The sequence below is a fragment of the Aeromonas bestiarum genome (genome assembly GCF_028751155.1).
GTDB classification, from domain to species: domain Bacteria; phylum Pseudomonadota; class Gammaproteobacteria; order Enterobacterales; family Aeromonadaceae; genus Aeromonas; species Aeromonas bestiarum.
In genome coordinates, this window is the sequence record NZ_CP064746.1 from 3,076,604 (window position 1) to 3,102,491 (window position 25,888).

At 63.2% G+C, this 25,888-nt stretch carries 20 protein-coding genes and 2 tRNA genes; 12 read left to right on the forward strand and 10 right to left on the reverse strand.

Translation table 11 applies throughout. From position 1 onward, the window contains the following. Window positions 1-1,548: a lytic transglycosylase gene (locus IU367_RS14230; RefSeq protein ID WP_103471912.1), complete on the forward strand. Its 1,548-nt coding sequence runs from the start codon at window positions 1-3 to the stop codon at window positions 1,546-1,548. Between the two features lie 84 nt (window positions 1,549-1,632). Here IU367_RS14230 and IU367_RS14235 read toward each other — a convergent pair whose 3' ends face one another. Further along, a complete protein-coding gene (locus tag IU367_RS14235) occupies window positions 1,633-2,478 on the reverse strand; it encodes an endonuclease/exonuclease/phosphatase family protein (RefSeq protein WP_042872428.1) in 846 nt (281 codons plus the stop codon). 111 nt (window positions 2,479-2,589) lie between these two features. Between IU367_RS14235 and IU367_RS14240 the strand changes: the two genes are divergently transcribed. Continuing rightward, a complete protein-coding gene (locus tag IU367_RS14240) occupies window positions 2,590-2,814 on the forward strand; it encodes a hypothetical protein (RefSeq protein ID WP_042872430.1) in 225 nt (74 codons plus the stop codon). 6 nt (window positions 2,815-2,820) lie between these two features. On the opposite strand, the gene yciA is transcribed toward IU367_RS14240, so the two are convergent. From yciA to IU367_RS14265, 5 genes are all read right to left on the reverse strand, one after another. Further along, window positions 2,821-3,219, reverse strand: a complete 399-nt coding sequence (yciA, locus tag IU367_RS14245) for an acyl-CoA thioester hydrolase YciA (RefSeq protein WP_241324613.1) — start codon at window positions 3,217-3,219, stop codon at window positions 2,821-2,823. 138 nt (window positions 3,220-3,357) lie between these two features. Then, window positions 3,358-4,170, reverse strand: a complete 813-nt coding sequence (locus IU367_RS14250) for an NAD-dependent epimerase/dehydratase family protein (RefSeq protein ID WP_241324612.1) — start codon at window positions 4,168-4,170, stop codon at window positions 3,358-3,360. A 260-nt stretch (window positions 4,171-4,430) separates the two neighbouring features. Beyond that, on the reverse strand, window positions 4,431-5,429 hold the full coding sequence (locus IU367_RS14255; RefSeq protein WP_241324611.1) for a LacI family DNA-binding transcriptional regulator: 999 nt from the start codon (window positions 5,427-5,429) through the stop codon (window positions 4,431-4,433). Window positions 5,430-5,608: 179 nt separating this feature from the next. Beyond that, the gene (locus tag IU367_RS14260; protein WP_241324610.1) at window positions 5,609-7,525 is read right to left on the reverse strand and encodes a transglycosylase SLT domain-containing protein; all 1,917 of its coding nucleotides are present in this window, start codon (window positions 7,523-7,525) and stop codon (window positions 5,609-5,611) included. A gap of 84 nt (window positions 7,526-7,609) precedes the next feature. Next, window positions 7,610-10,126 (reverse strand): putative bifunctional diguanylate cyclase/phosphodiesterase, encoded by a 2,517-nt coding sequence (locus tag IU367_RS14265; RefSeq protein ID WP_043138511.1) that lies wholly within the window; start codon window positions 10,124-10,126, stop codon window positions 7,610-7,612. 371 nt (window positions 10,127-10,497) lie between these two features. Between IU367_RS14265 and hpf the strand changes: the two genes are divergently transcribed. Further along, entirely contained in the window at window positions 10,498-10,839 is a 342-nt protein-coding gene (hpf, locus tag IU367_RS14270; RefSeq protein WP_043138515.1) for a ribosome hibernation-promoting factor, HPF/YfiA family, read from the forward strand. Window positions 10,840-10,941: 102 nt separating this feature from the next. Here the strand turns inward: hpf and IU367_RS14275 are convergent, their stop codons facing one another. After that, complete coding sequence (locus tag IU367_RS14275) at window positions 10,942-11,451, reverse strand: VC2046/SO_2500 family protein (RefSeq protein ID WP_274452238.1); 510 nt, start codon at window positions 11,449-11,451, stop codon at window positions 10,942-10,944. 125 nt (window positions 11,452-11,576) lie between these two features. Between IU367_RS14275 and IU367_RS14280 the strand changes: the two genes are divergently transcribed. Both IU367_RS14280 and IU367_RS14285 read left to right on the forward strand, forming a co-directional pair. Then, window positions 11,577-11,661 (forward strand) — tRNA-Tyr (locus IU367_RS14280). A 52-nt stretch (window positions 11,662-11,713) separates the two neighbouring features. Beyond that, window positions 11,714-11,798, forward strand: a tRNA-Tyr gene (locus IU367_RS14285). Window positions 11,799-11,925: 127 nt separating this feature from the next. Here the strand turns inward: IU367_RS14285 and tamB are convergent. Both tamB and tamA read right to left on the reverse strand, forming a co-directional pair. After that, window positions 11,926-15,711 carry an autotransporter assembly complex protein TamB gene (gene tamB / locus IU367_RS14290; protein ID WP_274452239.1) on the reverse strand — a complete coding sequence of 1,262 codons (3,786 nt, stop codon included), beginning with the start codon at window positions 15,709-15,711 and terminating at the stop codon, window positions 11,926-11,928. Between the two features lie 76 nt (window positions 15,712-15,787). Further along, window positions 15,788-17,563 (reverse strand): autotransporter assembly complex protein TamA, encoded by a 1,776-nt coding sequence (gene tamA / locus IU367_RS14295; RefSeq protein WP_274452240.1) that lies wholly within the window; start codon window positions 17,561-17,563, stop codon window positions 15,788-15,790. 593 nt (window positions 17,564-18,156) lie between these two features. Here tamA and IU367_RS14300 point away from each other — a divergent pair. Both IU367_RS14300 and IU367_RS14305 read left to right on the forward strand, forming a co-directional pair. Next, complete coding sequence (locus IU367_RS14300) at window positions 18,157-18,531, forward strand: hypothetical protein (RefSeq protein ID WP_042872451.1); 375 nt, start codon at window positions 18,157-18,159, stop codon at window positions 18,529-18,531. A gap of 82 nt (window positions 18,532-18,613) precedes the next feature. Then, complete coding sequence (locus IU367_RS14305; protein ID WP_043138524.1) at window positions 18,614-18,892, forward strand: peptidylprolyl isomerase; 279 nt, start codon at window positions 18,614-18,616, stop codon at window positions 18,890-18,892. A 4-nt stretch (window positions 18,893-18,896) separates the two neighbouring features. Here IU367_RS14305 and IU367_RS14310 read toward each other — a convergent pair whose 3' ends face one another. Next, entirely contained in the window at window positions 18,897-19,454 is a 558-nt protein-coding gene (locus IU367_RS14310; RefSeq protein WP_274452241.1) for a peptide-methionine (S)-S-oxide reductase, read from the reverse strand. A gap of 51 nt (window positions 19,455-19,505) precedes the next feature. Here IU367_RS14310 and IU367_RS14315 point away from each other — a divergent pair, with 51 nt between their 5' ends. The 5 genes from IU367_RS14315 to IU367_RS14335 are packed head-to-tail and all read left to right on the forward strand — an operon-like array spanning window position 19,506 to window position 25,874. Beyond that, entirely contained in the window at window positions 19,506-20,180 is a 675-nt protein-coding gene (locus IU367_RS14315) for a DUF1499 domain-containing protein (protein ID WP_274452242.1), read from the forward strand. A 10-nt stretch (window positions 20,181-20,190) separates the two neighbouring features. Next, on the forward strand, window positions 20,191-20,784 hold the full coding sequence (locus IU367_RS14320; RefSeq protein ID WP_103471919.1) for a carboxymuconolactone decarboxylase family protein: 594 nt from the start codon (window positions 20,191-20,193) through the stop codon (window positions 20,782-20,784). Beyond that, window positions 20,784-22,976 carry an FAD-dependent oxidoreductase gene (locus IU367_RS14325; protein WP_274452243.1) on the forward strand — a complete coding sequence of 731 codons (2,193 nt, stop codon included), beginning with the start codon at window positions 20,784-20,786 and terminating at the stop codon, window positions 22,974-22,976. Before IU367_RS14320 ends, IU367_RS14325 begins: the two co-directional genes overlap by 1 nt. A 22-nt stretch (window positions 22,977-22,998) precedes the next feature. After that, entirely contained in the window at window positions 22,999-24,189 is a 1,191-nt protein-coding gene (locus IU367_RS14330) for an ABC transporter substrate-binding protein (RefSeq protein WP_274452245.1), read from the forward strand. Beyond that, window positions 24,189-25,874 carry an ABC transporter permease family protein gene (locus IU367_RS14335; protein ID WP_274452246.1) on the forward strand — a complete coding sequence of 562 codons (1,686 nt, stop codon included), beginning with the start codon at window positions 24,189-24,191 and terminating at the stop codon, window positions 25,872-25,874. Before IU367_RS14330 ends, IU367_RS14335 begins: the two co-directional genes overlap by 1 nt. The last annotated feature ends 14 nt before the right edge of the window (window positions 25,875-25,888 follow it).

Here is a 25,888-nt window from a genome sequence, read left to right on the forward strand (position 1 = left end):
ATGAAGGTACGAACGGCCTTATTGGCGGCGCTGTTTCTCAGCGGCTGCCAAAACCTGAGCCATCAGGATGACCGGGCGCTAACGGCAATCGAGCCGATCAAGTCCCCCCAAGTCAACAAAAAAGCGTATAAAAAACATTCTGCGCGCTTCCTGTTTGGTGACGAACAGATAGACGAACTGGATGACACCGAGAACCTGTGGGTGCGTATCAGCGATGATATGCAGTTTGATCCGCAGGAGAACGACCGTGTCCGCCAGCAGCGCGATTGGTTACTACGCAATGATAAGCATCTGGCGACCATTGCCAGCCGGGCTGAGCCCTACCTGTATCTGATGGTAGAGGAAATCGAACGGCGTGAGCTGCCAATGGAGCTTATTACCATCCCCATGATCGAGAGCATGTTCGATCCCCACGCCCGCTCCCGCAGCAATGCGGTCGGTCTGTGGCAATTCGTCCCTGCGACCGGCAAGAACTTCGGCCTGCGCCACGACAGCTGGTATGACGGCCGCCGCGATGTATTGGCTTCCACCAATGCCGCGCTGGATTATCTGGAGTACCTGAACCGCTTCTTTGATGGTGACTGGCTGCAAACGCTGGCCGCCTACAATGCCGGTGAAGGGCGCGTGCGCAATGCCATAGTCCGCAATCAGAAGGCCGGTCGTCCAACCGACTACTGGTCCCTCGATCTGCCCCGTGAGACCCGGATGTATGTGCCCAAGATCCTGGCCATGGCTGACATGATCCGCAACGCGGACAAATACAATGTCACCCTGCCGGTACTGGCCAACAAACCGCAGCTGCGGGTGGTCAACACCGGGGGCCAGATCGATTTGAACGTGGCCGCCCAGCTGGCGGGTCTGCGCCCGGCCCAGTTGAAAGAGGTCAATCCGGCCCTGAGCCGCTGGTCGACCTCGCCTCAGGGCCCCTATCGCCTGCTGGTACCGGTCGAATATGCCGATACCCTGGAACTGGCCCTGGCCGATCTGCCCCAGAGCGAGCGCATCCGCACCCGCTCCTATCAGGTCACCAGTGGCGATACCCTCTCCCGCATCGCCCAGAATCACGGGGTGAGCGTGCAACAGCTCAAGCTGGCCAACAACCTGAGTGGCAACAACCTGCGCCGTGGCCAGACCCTGATGATCCCGACCGGTGGCAGCAAACAGGTCACCAGTCAGGCAGCCCAGAGCAAGTCGCAGCAGATTGCCAGTCGCAGCGGCAGCAAGATCCAGTACAAGGTGCGTTCCGGTGACAATCTCTGGAGCATCAGCCAGGCACACGGGGTGACCCATGATCAGCTGGCCAAGTGGAACGGTCTTAACGCCAGGTCGGCCCTGAAACCCGGCATGAAGCTGGTGGTCTGGCCCAAGCAGGGCAAGAGCAGCAACAAGTCCATGGTCTATCAGGTTCGTCGGGGGGATTCCCTCTCCTCCATCGCCGCCCGCTTCCAGGTCGCCGTGATGGATGTGATGCGCTGGAATCAGCTCGGCAAGAGCGACTACCTCAAGCCGGGTCAGGAACTGACCCTGTTCGTGAAGAACAACAGCTGAGCCGCCGTCACTTCATAAAAAAACACCCCGCCAAGTGCGGGGTGTTTTTTTATCGATGCCGACTGCTGGTGCAGCCGCGGGCCATCAGGGAGTGATGGCCTGGGCCGCGAAACGCGCCATGATGGGATTGTGATCCGAGGCATCGGTCGCCGGGCTGCTCACTTCCACCAGGTCCAGATTGCGGTAGTAGAGGTGATCCAGCGGACGGCCAAACGCGGTACGGCGCAGATCCGGCACCGGAATGGCTTCCTGCAGCCCCAGCTCGCCCACCAGCTTGTTCAGCCAGAATTCGCGCTTGTCGCTCCAGGTGTTGAAATCCCCCGCCAGAATGACAGGGCCCTGATGGCGATGGATGAGGGCGGTCAGATCATTGAGCTGCTCGCGGAAGGTAGCCATGCCCAGTTCGAAGTTGACCGCATGCAGGTTCACCACCAGTACACCGTCAGGATCGCCCTGCAAGGGGTACAGGCTGACCAGACCGGACTTGGGAATGCGTAGCAGAGGCTCTGGCGAACGAACGCCGCAGACGAAGGCCTGTGGCGTTTTGGCGACCGTCATGACGCCAAACGAGACGCCACCCTGGGTGAACGCCTGCAACTGTTGCCACTGGAACTCACCGGCCTTGAGCCACGCCAGCATGTCCGGGCGGGTCGCCGACTCCTGCAGCAGCACCAGATCCTGGGATTTTGCATACTCGTCCAGCCCCTCGCGCCAGTTTTTACGCTGACCCTTGTAGAGGTTCCAGACGGTGATGCCAAACTCGCGGGGCAAGGCGGTGGACGCCAGCGCTACCAGCGGCGGCTTCTGGCAATTGACGCCGGGAATGATGCCCTGCGCCGTCACCAGATGATCCTGATCCGGCACCTCGAAACAGCCGACCAACCCCAACGTCAGCAGCGACGTTCCCAGAATGCGATAACTATTTTTCATTGGCTAACAACCACCTGCCTCTGCATTGTGTCATGACCATCACAAATGTCATCGCAGCCGACTAGGCTAATGATTCGTGTCCGGCCCGGCGCATCCAGAAGGAATTCAACGATGGCGAGACAGCACCAGTACCGCGTGACATTCTATGATCAACAAGGAAATTGTCATCAAGTGGAGCTTTCCACCGTCTATCAGATCAGACGGGATCCCCAGTGCGATCTCTGCCTGTTCGACACTGAGCAGTGTGTCGGCTCGGAAGAGATGCTGGAACGCATGATACGGCAAAAAACCGGCTTTGAGCAGGAAATATCCATCATCAACGCCCGGCTGATCTGAGCCGGATCAGACTGGAACCGGGCGGGATTTGCCCTGATCGTCGATGGCGACGTAGGTGAAAATCCCCTCGGTCACGCAGTAACGCTGGGCTTCGTTTGCACGCAGCACCGGCTTGACCCAGACCTCCAGTTTAAGGCGCATGGAGCTGCGCCCAATCTTCAGGCAACACCCGTAGCAGCACACCACATCGCCTACCTTGACCGGGCTGTGAAAGGTCATGCCCTCGACGGAAACGGTACAAATACGTCCTTTTGCCAGCTCCTTGGCCATGATGCCCCCACCTATATCCATCTGGGACATGATCCAGCCCCCGAAGATGTCGCCATTGGGGTTGGTATCGGCTGGCATTGCCAGGGTTCTCAGCAACAGCTCCCCATCGGGGTGACGTCTTGTATCTACCATCATTACCGCTCTCTCTATCATGGATGGCGGCATGATAGGGGGCGAGCCCCGCCTTGGCAAACCTCAATTGCCCGCCGTGCCAAGCCATTGGAGTCGCCTGTGCCCCACCGCCATGCCACCCCATAGAACCGGGCGGTATGCTCAGTTACCCTGTGCGGCCAGCTCGGCAAACCAGTGGGCCGGATCGGGCCAGCGATAGGCAAAACCGAGTTGCTCACAGATGCGCTGACCCTCGACCGGGGCAAAGATCCCGGCAGGCTCGATGAAGACGGGTACCGGCAAGCCGAGCTGGCGGGCCGCAAAGGGATAGAACTGCTCGCGGCGCGGATGGACCGGCGCACTCAGGTTGTAGGCATCGCCATCCTTGCCTTGTGCCAGTATCAGCTGGCAGGCGGCCACCACGTCATCCAGATGCACCAGGTTCACCGCCTGACCACCGCCCTCCAGAGTCTTGCCCGCCAGGAAACGCCCTGGATGGCGTTCCGGACCGTACAGGCCGGCGGGACGCAGCACCATGGCACACTCAAAACCTGTGGCCAGCACCGCCTGCTCGGCGGCCAGCATCCGCATCCCGCGAGCGTGGGCAGGAGCCGGCTGTTCATCCTCCCCCTGCCCTGGCGCCCATACCGAGGTGGCGCTCACGAACAATACCCGCTGCACACCCGCAGCCTTTGCCAGCTGGCACAGGCGGGCGATGGCCGCCGGGTAATCCTCCGTCTTGCTCGGCGGCACGCAGATCACCAGCTCGCGGCAGTGCAACGGCAAGGCGTCCAGCTGGGCCGACAGCTGCAGCGGCCAGGCAGCTACCCCTTCGGCCGTCAGGCGTGCGGCCTTCTCGGCCGAGCTGACCGTCACCACCACGGCCTTGCCTTGCGTCTGCAATGCCCTCGCCAGCGGCAGCCCCAGCCAACCCGCCCCCACTATCCCCGTCTGCTGTTTACATTCTGTTGTCATTGGCAAAAATCCTGGCAAAAAAAAACGGCCATCCATGATGACCGTCGAAAGTAACGAAGGAAATAGCTGGATTGACCAGTTACCTCCCACAGCGGGAAAATCGGGAGCGCAGGCTCCTAATTCGTGGGGCCTATGCTAGTGGCAGGCAGGCCAAAAAGCTTTGAAGCGGATCACAGTTGAAAAGGATTTCTGAAAACGCTTTCAAATTTTTGGCTGCGCATCGACGAAGAATTGGCCCATTCAGGGCCAATTCTGTCTCGTCAGGCGACGGATTCCCGTCTGACCAGCTCGGCTTCGAACTTGAGCGCCAGCCCGTCGACCGGCTTGTGATCCAGCAGGCGCAGGGCCAGCTCGGCCGCCCGTCCCCCCATCTCCTCGATGGGATAGCGCACAGTGGTGAGCTTGGGATAGATGTAGCGGGCATAGGGTATGTCATCGAAACCCACCACAGAGATCTGCTGCGGTATCTTGTAGCCGCGCTCCAGCAGGCAGGAGATGGCCCCCGCCACCATGGCATCGTTGAAACCGAGCACGGCGGTAAATTCGACGCCCCGCTCCAGCAGCTCACCCATGGCCACATAACCGCCATTCTCATCGGCGAAGGCACGACCAATCAAGGCCGGATCCAGCTCGATGCCCGCCCGTTGCAAGGCGTGAAGGTAACCCGCCATCCGCTGCTGGCCGTCGACGAACTCTTCATCATCCGAGGTCACGAAGGCGATCTTGCGGTGACCCGCATCCAGCAGATGCTGGCAGGCGGTGGTGATGCCGGCCTGGTTGTCCAGCCAGACACAACGATCCTCGGCGCCCGGCACCTGGCGGTTGATGAAGACGATGGGGGTATTGCCGGCCACCAGCTCGCTCAACTCCTCGTCGGGCAGCGCCTTGCTGTGCAGGATCAGCGCATCGCACTGACGCTGCAGCAGCGCCTGGATGGCGTGACGCTCGCGCACCGCATCGTGGTTGCCGGACATGACGATGGTGAACTTGTCCGCCTTGTCGACCATAGTCTCGATGCCCCGCATCATCTGGGCAAAGAAGGGGCCGCCACACAGGTCCCCCACCAGAACGCCGATGCAGTTGGAGCGCTTGCTGACCAGTGCCTGGGCAAAACTGTTGGGACGAAAATTCAGTTCCTTCATGGCCGCCAATACGGCCTCACGCTTTTCTGGTGCCACCTGAGCCGTGTTGTTGATCACCCGCGACACAGTTGAAATGGACACATTAGCCAACCGAGAAACGTCTTTAATCGTTGCCACTATCAATTCCTTTGTTGGGGAAGCCTGTCTGTGTTGATCGAGCGATTATATCGAACCTGTCAGACCAAGACGTGGCGCCCGATCACCTGACAGGTTTCCTTTTGTAACAAAACCTTATGGGATAATAACCATTTTGGGGAAGGAAAGGGAATCTGGCAGCCGCCGGGGCGGCTGCCGTCTCAATAAGCGTGACTCAGCTCGCGATCGGACATGAAACGCAGCGGCTGCTGCAGCTTGTGCTGATAGATGAGATCGAACGACAACACGTTCTGTACATAGTTGCGCGTCTCCTTGTAGGGGATGCTCTCGACCCAGACATCCATCGGCTTGTCCGCACTCTGGTCGCGCCAGCGTTTGACCCGGCCAGGCCCGGCGTTGTAGGCCGCCGCAGCCAGGATGCGGTTGCCGTCATACACATCCAGCAGCCGCTTGAGATAGGCGCTGCCGAGGCGGATGTTCATGGCGGGATCGAACAACTGCTGCTCGTTGCGATAGGGCACCCCCAGCTTGCTGGCGGTCTCCCTGGCGGTGGCCGGCATCAGTTGCATCAGACCGCGCGCCCCGACCGGCGATTGCGCCAGCGGATAGAGGGCGCTCTCCTGGCGGGAGATGGCGTAGAGCAGGCTGGTGTTCATGGTCCGCTCCTGCGCCATCTGGGAGAAGGTACGCTTGAGCGGCAGCGGGAAGCGCAGGTCGAGCGCATCCCAGGCCTCGGCCCGGATGCTGGCCAGGATCGCCAGCTCATGCCAGCCCTGATTGAGGGCTATGTGGCCAAACTCGATGCGCTGGGCCACGGGGTTGCGATCCATGTTGTGGATCCACTCAGAGCGCGCCGCCGTGATCTCGTTCATGTCGAGCAGTTCACGCACCCGCAGCAGGAAGGGCCAACGGGCGCTGGCGGTGCGCCACTCCGGCACCCGCTTCACCGCACTCTGGTTCTTCATTCGATAGGGCACGCCGCTGCGCTGCGCCGCCATGAAGCCGTAGAAGCCGCGCAAGTTGGCGGTTTCCAGATAGAGATCCCGCGCCGGTTTTTTCTGACCCTGCACCTCCAGCGAGCGGGCCAGCCAGTAACGCCAGCGATCCTCCTTCTGCAGGGCGATGGGCATGCGCTTGACCCAGCCGGAGAGCCCGCGCCAGTCCTGCTCCCAGATGGCGAGCCGGGCCCGCAGCTCCAGCAGATCCGGATCGACCAGCCGCACCACTGTGGCATCCACCCAGCCGCGCTGGGCAGTGGCACGATCCAGCAGCAGACGGCGAGCCACGGCTCGCTCCACCGGTTTGAGCTCTGTGGGGGTCAGCCCGAAGCGCGTACGCATCGCGGGCAATTGGCTCAGCACGGATTCGGGCTGCTGATTGGCATAACGGGCCAGGCCCAGCAGCAACAGTCGCTTTGAGGGAGCGGCGGTGGAAAAATAGGCCGGGTTCATCGCCTTGGCGGGCTGCTCGAACAGGGCGACCATCTGATCGCCATAAGGCTGCATGCCGCTGCCAAGCTGGGCGCCGAGATGGCGGATCAGATTCGGGTTCTCCGCTTCAAACGCCAAGGTCATGCGGGTCCAGATTTTCTCCTGGGTGCGCAAACCGGCCTGCTGCCAGAGCTGGAACAAGGGGGTGCAGGCATCGGGACGAGACTGGCCACTGAGCCAGAGCTTGCCCGCCTCCTGCAAGGCCTGCGTCTGCTGCCCCGTGTAGTAGCGCGCCTGATAGTGCATGCAGAGCAGATCGGTGGAACTCGGCTTGGCCGGGTAGAAGCGCAGGAACTGGGACCACTGCTGGCTCTGGGCCAGATAGGTGAGGTAGCTGCGCTCCAGCCGGTTGGATTGCGGCGTGTCGCCGTGCTGTCGGATGAAGCGGGTCACGTCGTCATACTCTGCCGCCCCGGGCCGGAAGGCCAGCTGGTAGTAATCCAGATAGGGCAGCAGCGGATAATGGGTCAAACGGGCACGAATTTGCTGGAAACGGGCCTGATCGTCGGCACGAACCGCATCATAGGCCTGTCGATAGAGAGACTGCTCCGTGGTTTGCGCCGCGACTTGCGCCAGCAGCCCTGGCACGCACAGCGCCGATAAAATGATTCCCTGCACGGCTTTCACGAAAGACTTCTCCCTTGAGAGGCAATGCCACCGCCCGCTGGCGGTGGTCTTGTATCCCCTCATTCTACCCGTTAACGCCCAGGGCTACAGCTCGCTCACCACACTATTTTTCGCGCCTGAAACGGCGCCATCAGGGCGGGCAAGACGTTTGACATAACGCTCCAGATAGGGGACGGGCAGCGGCTTGGAGGCCAGATAGCCCTGATAGAAATGGCAGCCCTGTGCCTGCAGAAACTCCAGCTGCTGGCGTGACTCCACCCCTTCCGCCGTCACGTTGAATCCCATATGACGCGCCATGGCGATCACGGCCTCGACGATGGCCATGTTGTCGCCATCCTTGGGAATGTCCTGGATGAAGGAGCGATCTATCTTGAGCTCATCGGCCGGCAGCCGCTTGAGGTAGCTCAGGGAGGAGTAACCGGCGCCGAAATCATCGATGGCGAAACTGATGCCGAGCACCTTGAGCTCGCTCATCTTGCTGATGGTGTCTTCCGCATGGCCGAGCACCACGGATTCGGTGATCTCCAGATTCAGGCAGGCGGGATCCATGCCGGTGGCGGCCAGCACGTCGTGAATGCGCTCGACAAAATCGGTGGCATGGAACTGCTTGGCACTGACATTGACCGACAGCTGAGGGATATGGATGCCGTTCTCTTCCCACAGCACATATTGGGCGCACGCCTCGTGCAGCACCCAGTTGCCGATGTCGACGATGAGATCCGTCTCCTCGGCGATGGGAATGAACTCGGCGGGCGAGACCAGTGCCCGCCCCGGCGGTTGCCAGCGGATCAGCGCCTCGACGCCTATGATGTCCCCCCCCTCCACCATGTGCTGAGGCTGGTAGTAGAGGGTCAGCTCCTGCTGGCTCAAGGCATTGCGCAGTTCGTTGTGAATGAGCAGCCGACGATCCGCCTGCTGCTGCATGGAGGCATCGAAGAAGCGCCGGGTCTTGCGACCCGCCGATTTGGCCTGATACATAGCGGTATCCGCCTGCTTGAGCAGATCGTCCACCCCCTGCTCACGGCCGGGGAAGAGGGTAATGCCGACGCTGGCGCCTATGTGCAGCACCTGCCCACCATGGGTGTAGGGGGCGGCGATCTCGCTGATGAGCCGCTCGGCGATAAGGTCGGCCTGCATCTCCGCCTGGGGCGGGCTGGCCGACAGGGAAGGCAGCAGCAGCACGAATTCGTCGCCACCCAGCCTCGCCAGGCAATCCCCCTGGCGCACCAGCCGTTTGAGACGAGTGGCCACCTCCTTGAGCAGCCAGTCGCCGGTGGCGTGACCCAGGGAGTCGTTGATGGTCTTGAAGTGATCCAGATCGATGAACAGCAGGGCCCCGATCAGGTTGTCGCGGCTCGCCTCGCTGAACGCCTGCGCCAGGGTCTCGTGCAGCTGGCGGCGATTGGGCAGGCCGGTCAGCTCGTCGTAGTAGGCGAGATCCTGGATGCGGCGCTCGGCCTCCTTGCGCTCGGAGATGTCTTCGAAACAGATGACGAAGTGGCTGATCACCCCCTTGTCATCCTGCACGGGCGTGACGATTTCCCACTGGGGATAGATGTGACCATCGACGTGCAGGCGCAGAGTCTCTCCCTGCCAGCGGCTCAGGGTGTTGAGCTCATAGCCAAGCCCCCCCAGTCCTGACCAGAGATCATTGCCAAGATGCAGGCCTATCACCCGCTGGCTGTCAAAGCCGGTGATCTGGCTGAAGGCATGGTTGACCCGCAATATCTTGAAGTCGGGATCCGTGATGATGATGCCTTCATGGGTTTCGAAGGCCACCGCTGAGAGCCGCAGCTGGGCATCGCTCTGCAACCGCTCCAGCTCGGCCACCATGCGCACGGAGAAAATGGTCAGCACTGAGCCCAGGTTGGGGATCTCTATCTCGCTGGAGAAGAGCAGCGCCAGATGACCCAGGATCTGACCGTGTCGGTCGAACAGCGGCTGGGCGTAATAACGCTGCCCCGCTTTCAACTGCGGATTGAGCTGGCAATCGGCCTCGATGGTGACCACGCAAGCCTCACCACGCCGATAGACCTGCTGGCAGGGCATGCCGGCGAGTTCGTACTCCTTGAGGTCGATCCCGTGACAGGCCAATACCTTGAGGCGATCGCTGCTGGTGCGCTCCGCCAGCCAGACCGCATCCGCGACCAGAATATGGGCGAGCTGGTTGATCAGGGTATCGAAAAAGTCGAGCCCGGTTCTGGCGGAGAGCGCCTGGGCCAGCTGGGCCAGCAGGGGATCTTGCAACAGGGGCAGTTGCTGGGACAGCTCGGCGGGCAGCGGCGTGCTGCGGGTGGTATCGAGCGGGGCCAGCCAGCCACAGCATACCTGCTGGGCAGAGACGTACTGGCCGCTCCAGAGCACATGGCGCACCTCGCCATTCTCGTCCATCAGGTGCCCGATGAACTGTGCTGGCTGGCGTGAGTGGTAGAGTCTGGAGAGAAAATCAGAGAAGCCGGGTTCATCGTCCACGGCCAGCTGACCGGCCCAGGGGTGTGGCCCCTCCCCTTGCCATAGCTGGTAAGAGGCATGATCGGACAGGCTCCACTGCTCATGTTGCCGATCATAAAACCACATCATCTGAGTGGCCTGCTGTTTCATCTACTACTCCAACACCACGACAACCACGTTCACTACCCTGACAACTTGATAGAGCCCACAACCCCCTCTCGCACTAAGGGCATAGGGCGATACGTGAGGAGTGCAAAAGAGGCGAGACTATGCGGTGAAAACCGGACATGAGGTCGACATGCGGCGCTGCCAAGAGGGGACAGAAACAATCCAAGTTTCCCCATACTGCCTGCCAGTTTCATGGAGCTCAAGCGCTTTTTGGCGCAGAACGGGAAAAGATCACAATTTATAAGTCGCGTGATAGTAAAGGAGTCATTTCGTGACTCAGATCACATTTCAATATTCCGCCATGAGTAATCTGAAGGTGAAGACACAAGCAAGACGACCCGAAGGGGGCCAATATGAAAATCGAAATTACCAGCAAAATCATCGACATCACCCCGGCTATCCGCGAGCGCATTGAATCCCGCTTTGAAAAGCTCGAACGTCTTCAGGTGCCTCTTATCACACCCCATGTGATTGTCTCCAAAGAGCGTCTGATGTTTATCGTTGAAGCCAGTGCTGGCATCCCCAACGGCAAACTGTTTGCCCAGGCAGAACACGAGGATATGTACGCCGCCATCACCGAACTGGGGCAAAAGCTGGAACGTCAGCTCAACCGCCACATCGAGAAGCCCATGGCCCGTCGCGCGGCCGCCAGTGCCAAGGACGTCGTACCCCAAGCGGATGAAGCCGACGCATAATCTGCCACACATCACACGAATCAAATGCCAAGGCGGGATCTTCCCGCCTTTTTGCATCCTGACGTTGCCGCGAGCCGGTACTCCCTCCCTCCTTGCCCCGGCTCAGCTCAACCAGTGCAGGCGGGCATCCACCCCCTGTTGCAGCGCATCCAGTATGGGCAGCATGAGCAGCGGATCATCGCGCCTCGGTTGATCAGCCAGCTTGCGTTGCCAGCGCTCGCGACCCAGGGGCGAGAGGTTGTCATACACGGCGGGCTCCAGCGCCGGCTGCGGGCCCAGCAAGGGCGGCGAGCGCAGCGCCAGCCAGAGCCTGACATCCACCATGGAGCCCCCCTGCTGCAGCCGCTCGTTGAGCCGCACGCCCTCCCCGTCGTCCTCACCCCCTTGCAGGGGGGCCACCGCCGGCAGCGCAAAGCGGCTGCGCCAATCCTGGGGATCCGGTCTGGACACGGCCGCCGGCTCGAACCAGGGCTGCTCCTCCACAGCGTCGGTCAGCAGAGCCAGGTGCAGACGAAAGTCGGCCCTGTCGCCGTGCTGGAGATCCCGGTTGAGACGTTGCCCCAGTTGGGCCTCGTCAACCAACAGCTGATCACGTATCGCGCTGGGTAGCATGAGATAACTCTTGGAAATGGTGGTTTCATCGCTTATCGGCCGCAAATCGGATCCTGTGAGCAGGAAAAATCCCGCCAAGGGGTTCACAACAGCGGAAGATCTGTTAGTATGCGCCTCGCACTTGTGGAGGGGTTCCCGAGCGGCCAAAGGGATCAGACTGTAAATCTGACGGCTCTGCCTTCGAAGGTTCGAATCCTTCTCCCTCCACCATTTCAAGTGCAATCACGGCGCGAGTCGTGGATAAAAATTGGTAATACCCCGTGGAGGGGTTCCCGAGCGGCCAAAGGGATCAGACTGTAAATCTGACGGCTCTGCCTTCGAAGGTTCGAATCCTTCTCCCTCCACCACCCTTCAGAAAACCCGGCCTGCGCCGGGTTTTCGCATTTCTGGCCAGGCGCGACCGGCCCGAGCCGCATTCAACAGCTCACATAAAAAAACGGGAGGCCTGGGCCTCCCGTTTTGCATCAACCGGCCCTACAGGGTGAAGCGATAGAAGATGTCCACCGCCTGGGCCACCCCGCTCATGGCCTGCAGGTAGAGTCTGGGCATCAGCTCGTAGCGCAGCTTGAACTCGGCGATGGGGCTGAACACCCCCACCCCGTACTGGAACTGCAAGCCGGGCAGCAGATAGGCCGACAGGGTCACCTGGGTGTTGTCACCGCTGCCGGCGGTATCGAGCGCCACATCGCTCATGCCGAGAGATTCCCCCAGGCTGGAAACCACGCCGTTGGCCTGGCTGACGGCACCGGCCACCAGCAGACCGTTGAAACCGCCATCCTCGCCACTGGTCTGCAGCCCCTTGCCGCGCAGCAGATAGGAGAGCTGCTCTGACTGGGCCATCTGCGGCTCCGAGTAGACGGTGATCTTGGGCTTGCTCGCCGGCCCGGTCACCCGCACCCCGACCGTCACCTTGTCCTCTATGGTATCGGGATCCCGATACGCCTCTATGTTGAGGAAGGGCTGATCGAGGGGGCCGGAGAAGAGGATGCGGCCATCCTTGATGATGAGGTTCTGGCCATAGGCCTTGAAGCGGCCATCGTTGAGCACCAGCTGGCCGTTGCCCGCCAGCGGCCGGGACGGCTCCTGGCGGATGTTGATGCCCCCCCCCACCTTGGTCTTGAGGCCCATGGCCTCCAGCCGCACGTCGTCGCCGAGCCGGATCGCCAGCTTGATCGCCATCGGCAACGGCGCCGTCTTCGGCAGCGGCGGCAGATCGTCATAGACCACGGTCACGTCATCGGAGACGGCCACCGCACTCTCGGGCAGGCTCTTGACCAGGATCCGCGCCCAGGGAATGTCGACCTGACCCGTGATCAGGGTCTCCTCTCCCAGCGAGATGGCGATGTCGGGGGAGACCCGCACCCGTCCCATGCCAGGATACTGGGCTTCCAGCTCCTTGCCCTGAATGGTGAGGCTGCCGCTGACCGGCATCCTGGCCCAGCTCAGCCAGCCCCCCAGCGCCAGCGGGCCCTTGCCCACCAGCATGGTGCCGTCGAGCTCGGCCCGGTTGCCCTCGATCTTGAGCCGGGTCACCAGCTTGGAGAGGGTCACCATGTCGGAATGGGTCTGCACCTCCCCATCCAGCAGGTTGAGCTGACCAAACAGCAGGGGGGCGGCCAGGGTGCCATCGAAGCGGGCATCGGCGGAGATGATCCCCTGCAGAGAGCGCACCTCGGGGATGAGCGGGGCGAAGGTGGTCAGCTTGAGGTCGTCAAATTTGAGCTGACCCGACAGCTGGCCACGGCCGGACGGATCCTTGATCAGCAGATCGGTATCGATAGTGCCTATCTGTTTGGAGACGAAGTCGAGCCGGATCGCCGCCTGCTGACGCTCGAAATCGACCCCGAGCTCGAGGCGCTGGTAGTCGGTCTTGAGCTCATCGGCGACCAGGGTGCCCGGCGTGGTACGCACTGTGGCGTGCAGGGTCGGCTGGTTGCCGCGCCAGCTGGCCCGGCCATCGGCGGAGAGCACCGCCAGCCAGCGGAAGTTGTCCGGCAGCCAGGGGCGCAAGCGCTTGAGATCGAAGCCGCTCAGGGCAAATTCGAGGCTGCCCTGCTGGGCCGACACCTGGCTGCCCTTGACGCAGAGGCTGGCCCCCTGGGATCCCAGGCAGAGATCCCCCATGGTCAGCCGCTGACGCGGCAGATCGAGGTCGAGCGCCCAGGGGGCGGTCAGCTCCCAACGGCGCAGCGGCGTCTTCAACTTGAGTTCCGACAGGGCGCCGCGCCAGCGATCCCCGCGCAGGCCACCGCTCAGCTTGAGGTTGGCGGCCACAGGATCGCCCTTCATGGTCAGCGACAAGACATGCTGATTGAGGTCACCGCTCAGGTTCAGGGCCAGCTGGCTGAGCGCGTTGGCCCCCTGTGCCAGACTCGCTACCGTCAGCGCCAGCTCGCCGGCCGGTTTGTCGCCGACCAGGGCATTGCCCTTGATGGCGATCCCTTTCAGATCCGTGCCCGCATAGTAGAGCCGGCTGGCGGCCAGATCTGTGGTGACCCGCGGTGCCTGCTGATTGCCGGTGAGGCGCACCTGTCCCTTGATGTCCCCCTTCAGGCCGGGGTAGAGCCCGGCCAGGTTGGGGGCATCGATATCCGCATCCAGCTTCCACACCTGCTGGCTCAGGCTGCCCTTGGCCTGCAACTGGTTGGGGCCGCTTTGCAGCGCCAGCGCGGGGATGGTCCACTCCATCTTGTCGTTGCCGCTCGCGCTGCCCTTGATGGCCAGCGGATACTGGTTGAGCTTGCCGTCCACCTTCAGCTCGGGCAGTTGCAGCTGCCAATGGCCGGCTTCATCGAGCTCGAAACGACTGGCAATCTTGCCCGCCAGCGCCCCCTTGAGCTCGGGCGCCAGCTCGGCCGGGTTGATCCCCTTGAATTCTGTGGTGCCCTGCCAGCGTACCCCTTTGTCCCAGGCGAGCTTGCCGTCAAGCTTGAGCTCTCCTTTCAGGGCGTTGAGCAGCAGGTTTATCTGGTGCAGTTGTGCCAGGTCCCCCTTGCCCGTCAGCGCCAGCTTGAAGGGAGGCACATCCGTGCCCTTGCCGGCGGTATTCAAGGCAAACTGATAGCCGGAGAGCTTGCCCTTGGCGGTCAGGCTGCCCTTGTCCAGCTGATAGCTGGGCTCATCTTGAGTCGGCTTGTGCAGCGGCCAGCCGAGGCGCTTCCACTCCAGCCCCAGGTCAAACGGCAAGTCAGGATTGAGGGCGGCCAATGATCCCTTGAGGTTGGCGGCCACAGGCCCCTTGGCTTGCAACGCCAGCGCCAGCTTGCCTACCGAGCCACCCAGGGTCAGGGTCGCCTGCTGCCCTTTGAGTTCGCCATCCAGCAGCCCCTTGCGGGCCTTGGCATCCAGAGTCAACTCGAGCGGATAATCCTCGATCAGCCGGACATGGCCCTTGAGCGCCAGATCCGCCATGGCATGGCGCAGGGAGAGCTCGCGCACCTCGATGCGCTCCTCTTTGGCACTGGCCGACAGCCGCAGGGTGTCGAGCCCTTCAATCAGATCCCCTTGTTGATAGCGAAACGCCGTGGCCTGCAATCCTTCCAGCTGGATGGGGAAAGGCAGCCGGATGGCGGGCAGCTCGATGGGCACCGCCTTGGTTGCCTTCTGCGCCTTGCTCTCATCCGCCGGCTTCGCCTTGGCGGTGACAGGTGCCTTGGCAGCCGCCTTGTCTTTGGTGGTTGCCTTGCCGGCCGCCGGTTTGGCGGCATCGGCAGCCGGCGTCTCGGCCAGAGTGACGTTCAGACCGTCCAGCACGGGCCCTCGCACTATGAGCCCCTTGCGACTGAGGGTGGCACCTATGTCGAGGGACTTGAGAGTCACACCCACGCCGGGCACCGCCAGATCGAGATCCGCCACCTTGAGGCTGTCGACCTGGATCCTGAGGGGCAGCGGATGCCAGACGAAGGGCTCTGACGGCTCTTCCGGCACCGGCTCGGACTCGGCGACCTTGACCACGGGGTGGGTGACCGTCAGGGATTTGATCCAGAGCTTGCCCTGCAACAACTTGCCCAGATCCCAGTCCAGCACGGCGCGATCGACTGTGACATCCACCAGCTCGTCCTGCCAGCCGACCCCTTCCAGGGTCCAGCCATAACCGAGTTGGCCCGCCACCAGCTCCCCCTTGAGGGAGGGCAGCGCCGCCCTGGCCTGCAGCCACAGCCACTTGTTGCCCTGATGGGTGAAGCCCAGCAGGCTGACGCCGATGAGCAGCAGGAAGACGAGCCCCATCAGCCAGAGAAAAATGCGTTTTACCCAGATCACAGCGCAGACCCCCGCGAAACATGCAGCCGCAGCGGCCAGGAAAGAAAACAGAGAGAATGAGTGGGTTCAAACCGGATCATAATTCAGGCCCCAGCGCGAAGTGGAGTCGCAGCGGCTTGTCTTCCTCGGAAATGCCCACCGCCAGATCGAGCCTGACCTGACCTATGGGGGTGACCCAGCGCACGCCGATCCCGGTGCCTATCTTCCAGGCCTCGCTGTAGTCGACCGTGGCCGTCCCGCCATCCACGAACAGGGCGCCTAGCCACTTGTCGCTGAAGCGGTAGTTGTATTCGGCGCTGGCGACGCTCACGTAACGGCCCCCCAGCAGCTTGCCGTCACTGCCGCGCGGCGATATGGTCTCGTAGCCATAGCCACGCACCGTCTGGTCACCACCGGTGAAGAAGCGCAGGGAAGGCGGCACCAGCGAGAAGCTGTCCCCTATGATGGCGCCCTGCTCGGCCCGCAGCAGGAAGCGGTGATCCTCGCCCAGGGTGCGCAGCCACTTGCTGCGCCCCCACACCCGCACGAAGCTGATGTCGGAGCCCCAGTAGGGATCGGAAAACTCCAGGGTCAGCTGCTGGCGATCGCCCCAGTCGGGCACCAGACCGCCACGCACCCGCAGCCGCGACCAGGAGACACCGGGGATCAACAGCAAGCTGTTCCCCTCGTCGGCACCCTGGGTATAGATCTCGTTCTCGAGCCGGATGAAGACGTCCCTGTCCCAGCTCTCCGGCCGCCGCTTCCAGCGGTGCACGCTGACGGTGGTCAGGTCGGAGCGGGTATCGTTGCTGTCCTTGTATTGATAACCCGCCTGCAGCGAGTAGTAATCCCGCAGCGGGTTGCCCACCGGGATCTGGTAGTCAAAGCTCAACTCGGCCTCGGGTTGCGAGACCTTGGCGGTGGCGTTGAGGCGATGGCCGTAGCGGTTGACCCAGGGCTTCTCCCAGGTAGCGCTCATGCGCGGGCCCACGTCGGTGGCAAAGCCGATACCCGTCTCTATCTCGTGGTCGACCCGGTTGGAGAGGGTCACCTGCACCGGCACCCGGTTGCCCTCGGCCTGGCTGATCATGGGCTTGATATCCACCTGCTTGAACAGCTTGGTGGAGGAGACATCCTGCGACATCTCGGCCAGCCGGATCGCCAGATAGGGGTCGCCGCTCTTGATGTTGATGAGCGGCCGAATGAGGCGCAGCGCCTCCGGCGTGGCGTCGTAGTGGATCTCGCCGAAGTGATAGCGGGGGCCGGAGCGAAACAGTATGTAGATCTCGGCCGTGCCCTGATCCGGGAACACCTTGACCTGACTCTTGCTGATCTTGGCGTCGAAGTAGCCGCGGGCCAGCCCCAGGCTGCCGAGATCCGCCTTGATGGACTCGTATTTGCCGTGGTTGAGGGGATCCCCCTCCTTCAGGGGCAGCTTGTCCAGCAGCTCGCTGTAGATCTCGTCGCTGCCCGCGTCCCCTTCCAGCAGTATGTCGAGGCGGGAGATGATGACTGGCTTGCCCGCGTCCACCTCGACCACCACCCTGGCGGGGGCTTTTTTGTCTCGGCTCAGGGTGATCTTGGGCTGGTAGTAGCCATAGACCTGCAGCGCTTTTTGCACGCTCTCGGTGATCTTGGCGCGGGCCGGCCGGTATTGGCGCTCCTGATAGACAGGCAGCGCATTGAGATAGGCTTCGACGTTATCCTTGGTCTCCCCTCTCAGACCCTTGATCTGATAGGTGAGTTTGGCCGCCATGGCCGGCGTGACGAACAGCAGCAGACAGAGGCTCAGGCCCAGCGCGCGGAGCCCACGACGGAAAACCCGTCCGGGCGATGAGATCCCTGCAGGCAGGGGCGGATTGCATCCTGTCAAACGTCAATTTCCCCGAAGAACATGATTAAAATAATGCAATATTTAGAATGAATATGAGGCTCACTCGATGGCAAGCGCGCCTCATCCTAGCATATCCCCGGCGCAACATCAGAGCGGAGCGGCATCGAAATTCACCCTATTATTGAAGCCTTTGCCGCTCGGCTTGCTCACTTTCCTCCCGCCTGCCCCACAGACTTATGCCATTGTGGGTAAAAAAGGGCCATTCCTCAGCCATCAGGCCATGACAGGCATCACAAACGGCGGTTCGTCTCGCCTCCCCCTTGCGCCAACGCCCCCTCGCCCACGCGACATCAACTGTCGGCAACTGGTCAAGATGACGACGGCCGGCCCGCTACCTGCCCCCTGAGTCCCGGCCTCCCTCTTCAATCCAAAGCTTATTTAGATGATAAAAATCAACTGGTTGAATTTGAATAATCAAAGCCTCGTTCGCCTCAATCGATTTATCCCGCTGCCCCCCGCCGCTCGTCTCGCCCACACTGGGTTCATCTACCAAAGAAAACGCATCGCCCGCACCGGCGTCATGAGTCCAGGGGCCCGTTGCCCCCGACGCTCTCAACCGAAGGAGACACATCATGCATGCACGCAGCGAACAGATGGCTGACTACATTGCCGACCGACTCGAGTTCATCACCTTTCTCGCCTGTTGCAGCGCCCTGCTAGCCCTGCTGACCGGCATGAACGGCCAGCAGGCACTGGCCTTTACCGCCCTCAATCTGCCGTTCGGGCTCGCCATACTGCTGGGCATGGCCATGCTGGCGCCCCTGCCGGCGCACTGGCGTCTGCCGGGCATCACCCTCTTGCTGGCGGGCTGCGCCCTGGCCACCCTGCAACTGGGGGGCGACTGGCTCAACCCCTTGGCCATCTGGAGCCTGCATGCCCTGCTGGGGCTGGAGATCCTGTGGCAATCGCGTCCAAGGGCCCGCCTCGGCGCCCGTGCCCGCAGTTAATCCCTGCATGAAGGCTGACGCGCGGCGGGAATTGGAGTAATCTTGCGCCCCGATTTGCCCGCCGCCGAGGAGCGCCAACATCATGAAGAAAGCCTGTGCCCAGCACATCCTGGTCAAGACAGAGAAGCAGTGTCTGGAGATCAAGGAGAAACTTGCCAAGGGGGCCGACTTTGGTCAGATGGCCAAGCGTTTTTCCACCTGTGCCTCGTCCAAACGTTCGGGGGATCTGGGGGAGTTTTCGAAGGGCGACATGGTCAAGCCGTTTGACGATGCCGTGTTCAAGGGCGAACTGCTGACCGTGCTCGGCCCGATACGCACCAAGTTCGGCTTTCACCTCATCAAGGTGCTCTACCGCAACTGATGGCTCAGGGCTCGGGTGTCAATGTCACCGGCCAGCCGCCGCAACGGCGGGCATAGAAGCCAAAGCGCCAGGGATGGCGCTGCGCCCAGTCCTCCATCTCGGGTGCCGGCGTGAAGCGGCTATCCGGCCAGAGCGATACCCGGCTCGCGCGGCCATGCAGCGCCTGCCAGCGCGTCAGGCTCACCTGGGCCAGACGCCACTGATAGTCATCCCTGGGCAGCAGGGCCGGGACAAATTCCTGACCGCGATTGCAATATTGCCCGCCACCATCGTGCCCATCCACCAGCTGCCAGAAGACATTGAGCAGATCCCCATAACCCACCAGGGCCGGATCGTAATCGATGCGCACCGCCTGGCGGCGCGCCGCCCCCTGTGCAGGCGCGGTCCCCTCGGGCAAGGGGATGACATAGCCGGGTTCGACCCGCGTCACCCCGGGCACGGCCTCATAGACGATCTCGGCGCGCCACATGTCCCCCGCCGCCAGCACGGCCGTGTCAGCCCACAGCGAAGCGCTTGGGAAAAGCAGCAGGATTGAGATAAATTTACTAACGTTATCAGTCAATTAAGTTTATCCTTCTGGGCACTTGTCCATCATAACCAGTGGATCCCCGTTATGCCCAGTTATTTGTGGTGGCCCCTGCTGGCCTGGTTGCTGCCCCTCGCTGGCGCCCTCGGCAGCCGCCTTCACCTCTGGCCCTGGTGGCTGGGGTTCGCCATCTGTCTGCTCGGTGCGCTGATATCGCTCCTGTTGCTGGTCCGCCTGCCCTGGAGCGGGCGCAAGGTCCCGAGCCTGTGGGGGATAACCCCGCTGCTGCTGCCCTTGCTGTTGCTGGTGCAGGCACTGCGCATGCCGCCGCTCAACGACATCAGCACGGATCCCTATAACCCGCCGCCCCTGCGCTGGGCCGCCGAGCTGAGAACGGCGCATGATCTGCCCATCAATGCGGCCCCCTTGAAAGCATTCGAGAGCAAACCCGGTCCTCTCTATACCAGCGCCTCTCCGATCGAGGTGATCACCGAGGCGAACGAGCTGATGGAGGAGCTGGGCTGGCAAGTGCGACCAAGCCAGGATGGCCTGGATGCGGTGGCCACCACCGGCTGGTTCGGTTTTCAGGATGACGTGGCGCTGCGAGTCTTTGCCGGCCCGAAAGAGACCCGCATCGACATGCGATCGGCCTCCCGCCAGGGGCGCAGTGATCTAGGCACCAACCGGGCACGGATAGAGGAGTTTCTGACTCGCCTCAACGAGCGGCTCGGTCAGGCCTACAAACCCAATTTGAAGCAATAGAAGGTAATCAATGCGCGTCGAGGTCAAGCCCGATCGGGAATATGCCTGGTTCATCCGCCCCTTTTTCTGGCTGCAGAAACGCAACTACGGCCAGGTGCTGATCCCGGGCAAATGCTGGGGCCGCTCGCCACGGCTGTTTGCCGCCGTGGCCACTCTCTACGGCGTCATCAACCGCAAGCGCTCGCCCATAGATCCCGTGCTGCGCTCCCTGGTGACGGTGCGGGTCTCCCAGCTCAACTGGTGCCGCTTCTGCGTCGACATCAACGCCATGACCCTCATCAAGCGGGCCGGCTCCAGCGCCAAGGTGGAGGCACTGGCCCACTGGCGCAGCAGCCCCCTGTTCGATGAACGGGAAAAGGCGGTGCTCGACTACACAGAAGCCATGACAGGCCTGGATGGGGTGAGCGACGCGCAGGCTGCGCGCCTCAAACCCTGGTTCGACGACGATGCCATGGTGGAGCTGACCGGCCTCATCGCCTTCCAGAACATGTCCGCCAAGTTCAACGCCGCCCTCGACATAGCCCCCCAGGGCTTCTGCCAGCTGCCGGTGCAACCCGAGCGCCCCGCCGCGGCCCCCGATCAGCAACCCGGCAAGGACGCCTGATGACACGGGCCCGCCTGCTGCTCCTGCTGGTGATGGGGTGCCTCATCGGCGCCTTCTTCGCATTCGATCTCGGCCGCTACCTGAACCTGGCCCAGCTGCAGGCCCATCAGGATGCCCTGGCACAATGGGTCGACCGCCATTTCGTCAGCGCCGCCCTGCTGTTCGTGGTCCTCTATGTGCTGAGCACGGCCCTCTCCCTGCCCGGCGCCAGCCTGCTGACCCTGGCGGGCAGCGCAATATTCGGGATCGGCTGGGGGCTGCTGCTGGTCTCCTTTGCCAGCACCCTGGGCGCCACCCTGGCCTTTCTCAGCGCCCGCTTCCTGCTGCGCGACTGGGTCAGGGCCCGCTTTGGCGACAAGCTGGCCACCTTCCAGGCCGGGATGGAGAAGGACGGCACCTTCTACCTGCTGAGTCTGCGCCTCATCCCCCTCTTCCCCTTCTTTCTGGTCAACCTGCTGATGGGGCTCACCCCCATCAGAGTCAGTACCTACTACTGGGTGAGCCAGCTCGGCATGCTGCCCGGCACCTTCGTCTACGTGCTGGCGGGCAGCGAACTTGCGACCCTCACCAGCACCGGCAATATCCTCTCTCCCGGCCTGATGGTGGCGCTGACCCTGCTGGGGCTGATGCCCTTCTTGATCAGGCGCGCCATGCAACAGCTTGCCCTGCGCCGCCTCCATGCCCCCTATCGAAAGCCTGCCCGTTATGACTACAACCTGCTGGTGATCGGGGCCGGCGCCGGCGGTCTGGTCACCAGCTATCTCGCCGCGGCGGTGAAGGCCAAGGTGGCGCTGATCGAGAAACACAAGATGGGGGGCGATTGCCTCAACAGCGGCTGCGTCCCCTCCAAGGCGCTGATCCGAAGCGCCCGCTTTGCCGCCGAGCAACGCAGGGCAAGCGAGCTGGGCTTCAGTCCGAGTCAGGCCCGCGCCGACTTTGCCGCCGTGATGGAACGGGTCGCCAGGGTGGTAAAGGAGGTCGAGCCTCACGACTCGGTGGAACGCTATCGGGCGCTGGGGGTGGAGTGCATCGCCGGGGAAGCAACTCTGGTCTCCCCCTGGGAGCTGGAGGTGAACGGCCGGCGCCTTGCCAGCCGCCATATAGTGCTGGCCACCGGCGCCAGACCCTGGGTGCCGGATCTGCCAGGAGTGGCCGACGTGCCTTATCTCACCTCGGACACAGTCTGGCAGCTGCGCACCCCGCCGCGCCAGCTGCTGGTGCTTGGCGGCGGCCCCATCGGCTGCGAACTGGCCCAGAGCCTTGCCCTGCTCGGCGTGCCGGTCACCTTGGTGGAACTGGCCGATCAGCTGCTGCCACGCGAGGAGCGGGAGGTGGCCGACGCGCTGCAATCCCAACTGACCCGTGACTGTGTCACAGTGCTCACCGGCTGGCGCGCCGAACGGGTCGACTATCGGCCAGAGGAGGAGCAGGCATCAGACCCGCAGCCGCAATCAGGGGAAGCGCAAAGCGCCTTGCCCATTCGGCTGCAACTGCGCCGGGGCGATGAAGTGCGAGTGATTGAGGGGGATCAACTGCTGCTGGCGCTGGGCCGCGTCGCCAATGTGAGCGGCTTCGGGCTGGAGGCACTGGGGGTGGAACTGGCGCCCCGCGGCACTGTGGCCGTCGATGGTTTTCTGGCCACCAACTACCCCAGCATTTTGGCGGTGGGGGACGTAGCCGGCCCTTACCAGTTCACCCATGTTGCCGCCCATCAGGCCTGGTATGCCGCCGTCAATGCCCTGTTCGGCCAGTTCAAGCGGTTCAAGGCGGACTACAGGGTGATCCCGGCGGCCACCTACACCACGCCGGAAATCGCCCGGGTCGGCCTCAACCGCAAGGAGGCCGAAGCCGAGGGTATCCCCTTCGAGGCGACCCGCTTCGAACTGGCCGAGCTGGATCGCGCCATCGCCGACGGGGAGCGCCACGGCTTTATCGAAGTGCTGACCGTGCCCGGCAAGGACCAGATCCTGGGTGCCACCATAGTGGGCACTCACGCCGGCGAGCGGATCGCCGAATTTGTGCTCGCCATGCGCCACCGGCTGGGGCTTGGCAAGATCCTCGCCACCATACACGCTTATCCCACCCTGATGGAGGGGAACAAGTACCTGGCCGGTGAGTGGAAGCGGGCCCATCAGCCCACCCGGGTGCTGGCCCTGCTGGCCCGTTATCATAGCTGGCGCCGCGGCGCCTGATCCTTTGCCCAAGGTAACTCACATGATCAAGACACTGCCCTTGCTCAAATCCCTGTTGTGCGCCCTGCCCCTGCTGGCAGGCGGCGCCCTCTTTGCCCATGCCAGTGCCAACGAGGCCAAGGATGCCCACTGGCAGCAAACCCTGGCCCAGGCGAAGGGGCAGACAGTCTACTTCAACGCCTGGGGCGGCAGCCCTGAGATCAACGCCTATCTGGTGTGGGCCGGCCAGGAGCTTGAGCGCCAGTATCAGGTCAAGCTGGTGCAGGTGAAGGTGGATGACATAGCCCAGAGCGTCAGCCAGCTGCTTGCCAACAAGCAGGCGGGCAAGGACACGGGCGGCCCCATCGATCTGCTCTGGGTCAACGGCGAGAACTTCAAGGCGCTCAAGGAGCAGGGGCTGCTGGGTGCCCCCTTTACCGGTGATCTGCCCAATATGGCGCAGGTAGACAAGACGCTGCCGGTGAGTGAGGACTTCACTGTGCCGGTCGAAGGACTGGAAGCGCCCTGGGGCATAGGCCAGCTCAACTTCATGGTCAATGGAGATCTGGTGGCCACCCCGCCCACCTCGGCGGCAACCCTGCTCGCCTGGGTCAAGGAACATCCCGGTCGCTTCACCTATCCCAAGCCGCCCCAGTTTCATGGTTCCAGCTTCCTCAAGCAGATCCTGCTGGAGTTGACGGCCGATCCCGCCCCCCTCTATCGGGAGGCGACCGACGCCGACTTTGACCGGCTCACGGCGCCGCTCTGGGCCTGGCTCGATGAGCTGCATCCGGCGCTCTGGCGCAAGGGCAAGCTGTTCCCCGCTAGCGCCGCCGAGACCCGCCAGCTGCTCGATGATGGCGAGCTCGCCATGGCCATCAGCTTCAATCCCCAGGAAGCGCAGAGCGCGGTGCAAAACGGCACCCTGCCACCCAATGTGGTGGCGGTCGCCATGGAGAAGGGGGCGCTGACCAACAGCCACTTTCTCGCCATCCCCTTCAACGCCACGGCCCGGGCCGGCGCCAAGGTGGTGGCCAACTTCCTGCTGAGCCCGGTGGCCCAGGCCCGCAAGGCCGAGCCCGCCTTCTGGGGCGATCCCAGCGTGCTGCAAGCCAGCGCCCTGCCGGTCTCGGCCAAACAGGCGCCTGCGCTGCGCTTCAAGGCTAAGCCTGAGCCCCACCCCAGCTGGCAGCTCAGGCTCGAAGCGGCTTGGGCCGAGCGTTACGGTCACTGATGAGCCCGGTCGGTCACCTTGAGTCCCACTGGCGCCCCTTGTTTGGCGCCGGCTGCACCGCCCTGCTGGCCGCCCCCTTGCTGGCGGGGCTGGGGTTGTTGCTGGCCGAAGGGGTGGCCCCCCCGCACCTTCAACGGCTGCTGGCCCAGCCCGGGCTCTGGCACTCGGCGACCCTGAGCCTCTGGATTGGCACCGCCTCGACCCTGGGCAGCCTGCTGCTGACCGCCCTGCTGCTGGCGCACAGCGGCCTGCTGGGGGCAAAGAGCCGGGCCTTCTCGCTGCTGCAGCGCCTGCTCTCTCCCCTGCTGGCGCTGCCCCACGTCGCCTTCGCCATCGGTTTGGCCTTTCTGCTCGCCCCCTCCGGCTGGCTGCTGCGCCTCGTCTCGCCAGCGCTCACAGGTTTCGAGTTTCCCCCCGACTGGCAGACCATCAAGGATCCGCTGGGTCTTGGGCTGATCTTCACCCTGATCCTCAAGGAAACCCCCTTTCTGCTGCTGATGGCGCTGGCCGCACTGGAGCCCACCAAGCTGGCGCGCCAGCAGTGGCTCGGCGCCAGCCTGGGCTTTAGCGCGCCGCAGATCTGGTGGCGTCTGCTGCTGCCGGCGCTGTGGCCCGCCCTGCGCCTGCCTCTCTATGCGGTTGCCGCCTACGGGGTGGCCGTGGTGGATCTGGCCCAGCTGCTGGGGCCCGATGCCCCCGCCCCGCTGGCGGTCAGGTTGTGGCTCTGGTATCAGGATCCGGATCTCGTCTGGCGTGGCGCCACCGCCAGCGGGGCCCTCTTGCTGCTCGCCCTCAGCCTGCTGCTGCTCGCCGGTTTGCGGCTGCTGGAGTGGGGCCACACGAGCATCGGCAAGCACGCCTGGCTCGATGGCCGCCGGACCGGGCCTGGTCTGCTGGCCGCCCGCCTGGCCAGCGGCAGCGTATTTGTTCTGATCGCGGTCAATCTGGCGGTGCTGGGGGCACTGCTGCTCTGGTCGCTGACCCGGCGCTGGTCCTTCCCCGACCTCTGGCCGAGCCAGTGGAGCGGCCAGCATTGGCAAGATCTGCTGCCGGGCTTGATGCCGCTGCTCATTGATAGCGCCCTGCTGGCGCTGGCGAGCGGGCTGCTGGCGCTGATCATGGTGGTGCTGAGCCTGGAGGCGCAGCAGGGCCGCCGCCCCTGGCCGCTCTGGCTCATCTGTCTGCCGCTCTTGCTGCCCCAGGCCAGCCTGCTGTTTGGCGTCCGCCTCGGGCTCGACTGGCTAAGTCTTCGCTGGACAGGCAATGGCATCGGCTGGGGCTGGGTGCTCTGGAGCCAGCTGCTGTTTGTCTTCCCCTACGTTTACCTTTGCCTGCACGGCCCCTATCGTCAGTTCGACCCGCGCCTGGTGCAGGCCGCGCTGACGCTGGGGGCAGGCCCCTGGCGCACCTGGTGGCGGGTGAAGGGACCTCTGCTGGCCCGCCCGCTGCTGTTCGCCTTCGCGGTGGGAGCGGCGGTGAGCCTGGCCCAGTATCTGCCGACCCTGCTGTTTGGGGCAGGAAGAGTGGTCACCATCACCACAGAGGCGGTGGCCATCGGCAGCGGCCTCAACCGGCGGCTGGCGGGCCTCTACGGCCTGCTGCAACTGCTGCTGCCGCTCTTTATCTATCTGCTGGCGCTCTGGCTGCCGGCCAGGCTCAACCCGGCGCTCAAGGGCGCCCGCTGAACACGAGAACTTGC